Source organism: Streptomyces acidicola (genome assembly GCF_009377235.1).
Taxonomy (GTDB): Bacteria; Actinomycetota; Actinomycetes; order Streptomycetales; family Streptomycetaceae; genus Streptomyces; species Streptomyces acidicola.
In genome coordinates, this window is sequence record NZ_VMNX01000401.1 from 1 (window position 1) to 4,943 (window position 4,943).

General features: G+C 69.8%; 5 protein-coding genes. All 5 read left to right on the plus strand.

Annotation, left to right across the window (positions count from 1 at the left end):
• The coding region (locus FPZ41_RS44715; RefSeq protein ID WP_152870448.1) for a sulfate adenylyltransferase subunit 1 at window positions 1-966 on the plus strand (966 nt) is incomplete at its 5' end.
• Window positions 967-1,188: 222 nt separating this feature from the next.
• Window positions 1,189-2,298, plus strand: coding sequence for an aliphatic sulfonate ABC transporter substrate-binding protein (locus FPZ41_RS44725; protein WP_322621532.1), 1,110 nt, complete (start codon window positions 1,189-1,191; stop codon window positions 2,296-2,298).
• Window positions 2,299-2,334: 36 nt separating this feature from the next.
• Entirely contained in the window at window positions 2,335-3,123 is a 789-nt protein-coding gene (locus tag FPZ41_RS44730) for an ABC transporter ATP-binding protein (protein WP_131572062.1), read from the plus strand.
• Window positions 3,110-4,036, plus strand: coding sequence for an ABC transporter permease (locus FPZ41_RS44735; RefSeq protein ID WP_152870452.1), 927 nt, complete (start codon window positions 3,110-3,112; stop codon window positions 4,034-4,036). The genes FPZ41_RS44730 and FPZ41_RS44735 overlap by 14 nt, the downstream gene beginning before the upstream one ends.
• Window positions 4,037-4,110: 74 nt before the next feature.
• Entirely contained in the window at window positions 4,111-4,869 is a 759-nt protein-coding gene (locus tag FPZ41_RS44740; RefSeq protein ID WP_152870454.1) for a sirohydrochlorin chelatase, read from the plus strand.
• The last annotated feature ends 74 nt before the right edge of the window (window positions 4,870-4,943 follow it).

Genomic DNA, 4,943 nt, shown 5'->3' on the forward strand with positions numbered 1-4,943 from the left:
GACGCCCGCAACGGCGTCGTCGAACAGACCCGCCGCCACGCCGCCATCGCCGCACTCCTGCGCGTCCCGCACGTGGTCCTGGCCGTCAACAAGATGGACCTCGTCGCGTACGAGGAGCAGGTGTTCGCGGCCATCGCCGAGGAGTTCACCGCGTACGCGACCGAGCTGGGCGTCCCCGAGGTCACCGCCATCCCGATCTCGGCGCTGGCCGGTGACAACGTGGTGGAGCCGTCGGCGAACATGGACTGGTACGGCGGCCCGACGGTCCTGGAACACCTGGAGACCGTCCCGGTCAGCCACGACCTGGCGCACTGCCACGCCCGGCTCCCCGTGCAGTACGTGATCCGCCCGCAGACCGCCGAACTCCCGGACTACCGCGGGTACGCGGGCCAGATCGCGGCCGGTACGTTCCGTGTGGGCGACCCGGTGACGGTGCTCCCCTCCGGGCGGACGACCAGACTCGCGGGCATCGACCTGCTGGGCAAGCCGGTCGACGTGGCGTGGACGCCGCAGTCGGTGACCCTCCTGCTGGAGGACGACATCGACATCTCGCGAGGCGACCTGATCGTGCCGAGCAAGGACGCGCCGGCGACCACGCAGGACATCGAGGCGACCGTCTGCCACGTCGCCGACGCCCCGCTGACCGTGGGCCACCGCGTGCTGCTCAAGCACGGCACCCGCACGGTCAAGGCCGTCGTCAAGGACATCCCGTCCCGTCTCACGCTCGACGACCTGTCCCTGCACCCGCACCCGGGACAGCTCGTCGCCAACGACATCGGCCGTGTGAAGATCCGCACCGCGGAGGCACTGCCCGTCGACTCGTACGCCGACTCGCGGCGCACCGGCTCGTTCATCCTGATCGACCCTGCCGACGGCACGACCTTGACCGCCGGCATGGTCGGCGAGTCGTTCGCCTCGCCGGAGCCGCTCAAGGACGAGGCCGAGGACGACGGGTGGGACTTCTGACATGAACCCCACCGATTTCTTCTCGACGTTCGCGAAGGAGGGCGGCCGCGTCGGCAGCGGTGACCTCGGGAGCGGGCAGGGCGGAGTGGCGCGATGTGCGCGTTGACGTACGCGCACTGCCTGCGCGCCCTCGCCCCCCACCGCCGTAGACGAAAACCTGCCGACCTCCCGGCCACGACCTGAGAGACCGTGACCGCCGGGCCAACGAGAGGAACCCCTCCCGTGCCTGCCACTCGCTCAGTACTCCTTCGCCGCGGCATCACCGCTGCCGCAGTTCTCCCCCTGCTGGCGCTGGCCGCCTGCGGTTACGGTTCCGAGTCGAAGAACAACGACACCGAGAAGGTCGCCGCCGGCGCCAAGAAGATCGACGGTCTCGACACCGTGAAGATCGGCTACTTCGGCAACCTCACCCACGGCACCGCCCTGGTCGGCCGCCATGAGGGCATCTTCCAGAAGGAGCTCGGCGCCACGAAGGCCGCGTACGCGACCTTCAACGCCGGCCCCTCCGAGATCGAGGCCCTCAACTCGGGCTCCATCGACATCGGCTGGATCGGCCCCTCCCCGGCCATCAACGGCTACACCAAGTCCGACGGCAGGAGCCTGCGCATCATCGGCGGCTCCGCGTCCGGCGGTGTGAAGCTCGTGGTCGACCCGGACAAGATCAAGTCCCTGAAGGACGTCAAGGGCAAGCGGATCGCGACCCCGCAGCTCGGCAACACCCAGGACGTGGCCTTCCTCAACTGGATCGCCGACCAGGGCTGGAAGGTCGACGCGGAGAGCGGCAAGGGCGACGTCTCGGTGGTCCGCACGGACAACAAGATCACCCCGGACGCCTACAAGTCGGGCTCCATCGACGGCGCCTGGGTGCCGGAGCCGACCGCGTCCAAGCTCGTCGCCGAGGGCGCGAAGGTACTGCTCGACGAGGCCGACCTGTGGCCCGACAAGAAGTTCGTGATCACGAACATCATCGTGTCGCAGAAGTTCCTGAAGGAGCACCCGAAGGTCGTCGAGGCGGTGCTGAGGGGCTCGGTCAGGACCAACGCGTACATCGCCTCCAACCCGGACGAGGCCAAGGCCGCGGCGAACGCCCAACTCAAGGTGGACTCCGGCAAGGAACTGCCGGCCGAGGTGCTCGACCCGGCGTGGAAGTCGATCCAGTTCACCAACGACCCGCTGGCGTCCACCCTCGACACCGAGGCGGAGCACGCGGTCAAGGCCGGTCTGCTGGAGAAGCCCGACCTGGGCGGCATCTACGACCTGACGCTGCTCAACAAGGTCCTCAAGGCCGAGAGCGAGTCCGAGGCCGACGACGCCGGTCTCGGCGTCAAGTAACCGCGTAGTCCGATCAGTTCCCAGGAGGTGACGACCATGGCCACCGCACTCGCCAAGGCCGCCGACGGCGTCCAGGCCGTCGAGCACGCCGCCCGTATCGAGCACGTCTCGAAGTCCTTCGCCGGGCCCGCCGGACAGCAACTCGTCCTCGACGACATCACGCTCGATGTCGCTCCCGGCGAGTTCGTCACCCTCCTGGGGGCCTCCGGCTGCGGCAAGTCGACGCTGCTCAACCTGGTCGCGGGGCTGGACAAGCCGACCGCGGGCAGCATCACGACCGACGGGCGCCCTGCCCTGATGTTCCAGGAACACGCCCTGTTCCCGTGGCTGACCGCGGGCAAGAACATCGAACTCGCCCTGAAGCTCAGGGGGGTTCCCAAGAACGAGCGGCGCGGCCGGGCCGAGGAACTGCTCGAACTGGTCCGTCTGAAGGGCTCGTACGGCAAGCGCGTGCACGAGCTCTCCGGTGGTATGCGCCAGCGCGTGGCGCTCGCCCGGGCGCTCGCCCAGGAGAGCAAGCTCCTGCTGATGGACGAGCCGTTCGCGGCGCTCGACGCGATCACGCGGGATGTGCTGCACGACGAACTGACCCGCATCTGGAGCGAGACCGAGGTGTCCGTCCTCTTCGTCACGCACAACGTGCGCGAGGCGGTCCGGCTGGCCGAGCGCGTCGTCCTGCTGTCCTCGCGTCCGGGCCGTGTCGCGCGGGAGTGGACGGTCGACATTCCGCAGCCGCGGCGCATCGAGGACGCCGCCGTGGCGGAGCTGTCCGTCGAGATCACCGAAGAACTGCGTGGGGAGATCCGCCGCCATGGCCAGCACTGAGACCAAGGCCGACGGGGCCGTCAAGGACGACGTCAAGGGCGCCGTCAAAGGCGGCAACGACCTGGCGGGACTCGAAGCGGGACTGGACGCCCTGGAGACGGTCCAGTCCGGGCGGACGCCGTTCCGGCAGACCTTCGTGCAGAAGATCCTGCCGCCGCTGATCGCCATCGCGCTCGTACTGGTGCTGTGGCAGGCGCTGATCTCCTTCAACGTCGTCGACGACCCGACCAAGCTGCCCTCGCCCGGCGACGTGTGGGGCGAGATCGAGGACGCCTGGCTGCAGGGCACCCTGCTCGGCTACATCTGGACGAGCGTCTCGCGCGGTCTGCTCGGCTTCCTGCTCGCTCTGGCGATCGGCACGCCGCTCGGTCTTCTGGTGGCGCGGATGAAGTTCCTCCGGGCGGCGATCCACCCGATCCTGTCCGGCCTGCAGTCGCTGCCGTCGGTGGCCTGGGTGCCGCCGGCCGTCATCTGGCTCGGCCTGAACGACCAGATGATGTACGCGGTGATCCTGCTGGGCGCCGTCCCGTCGATCGCCAACGGACTCGTCTCCGGCGTCGACCAGGTGCCCCCGCTCTTCCTCCGGGCGGGCCGCACGCTGGGCGCGACGGGGCTGAAGGGCACCTGGCACATCGTGATGCCGGCCGCTCTGCCCGGCTACGTGGCCGGCCTCAAGCAGGGCTGGGCGTTCTCGTGGCGCTCGCTGATGGCCGCCGAGATCATCGCGTCCTCGCCCGATCTCGGCGTCGGCCTGGGCCAGTTGCTGGAGAACGGCCGCAACACCAGCTCCATGTCCATGGTCTTCCTCGCGATCCTCCTCATCCTGATCGTCGGCATCGCCATCGACCTGCTGATCTTCAGCCCGCTGGAGCGGTGGGTGCTGCGCAGCCGGGGCCTCCTCGTGCGGAACTGAAAGAAGACTCGTGAGGAACTGCGAGAAGAGCTGAAAGAAGAAGCTGAGAGAAGAGCTGGGAGAACTCGAACTCCATGCGCAATCCGGTCCGCCCCGTCCTGGTGGTCATCGCTCACGGCAGTCGCGATCCGCGGCACGCCGCGACCGTGCACGGCCTCGTCCGGCGTGTGCGCGCGATGCGTCCCGGGCTGCGCGTGGAGACCGGTTTCCTGGACTTCAACGTCCCGTCCGTGCACGGGGTGCTGGAGTCACTGGCGGCGGAGGGAGTGCGGGACGTGGTGGCCCTCCCCCTGCTGCTGACGCGTGCGTTCCACGCGAAGGCGGACATCCCGACGGTGCTGCGGGACGCGCCGACGCGGCTTCGCATCCGCCAGGCGGAGGTGCTCGGCCCGTCTCCCCTGCTGCTGGCGGCACTCGAACGCCGGCTGTACGAGGCCGGGCTGACCCCCGCCGACAAGTCCTCGACCGGGGTCGTGCTGGCCTCGGCGGGGTCCACCGACCCGGAGGCGATCGCAGTGATCGCAGATATCGCGCGGGAGTGGCGGCACACCGGTTGGTGCGCCGTGCGGCCTGCGTTCGCCTCCGCTGAATCTCCCGCGGGGTTCTCCCGCACGGAGGACGCCGTGCGGGAGCTGCGCGCCGTGGGCTGTGCGCGTGTGGCGGTGGCGCCGTACGTCCTGGCCCCCGGCTTCCTGCCGGACCGCATCGCGCGGGGCGCGGCCGGGGCGGATGTCCTGTCGGACGTGCTGGGGTCCGCGCCGGAGGTGGCGCGGGTGCTGCTGGAGCGGTACGACGCGGCGAGGATGCCCACGCGGGCGGCACTCGGCGCGTAACCCACCCAACGTCGCTCGCCCCCGCCGCCCCTACCCGTCCCATCCCCAGGGGCTCCGCCCCTTCGACCCCGACC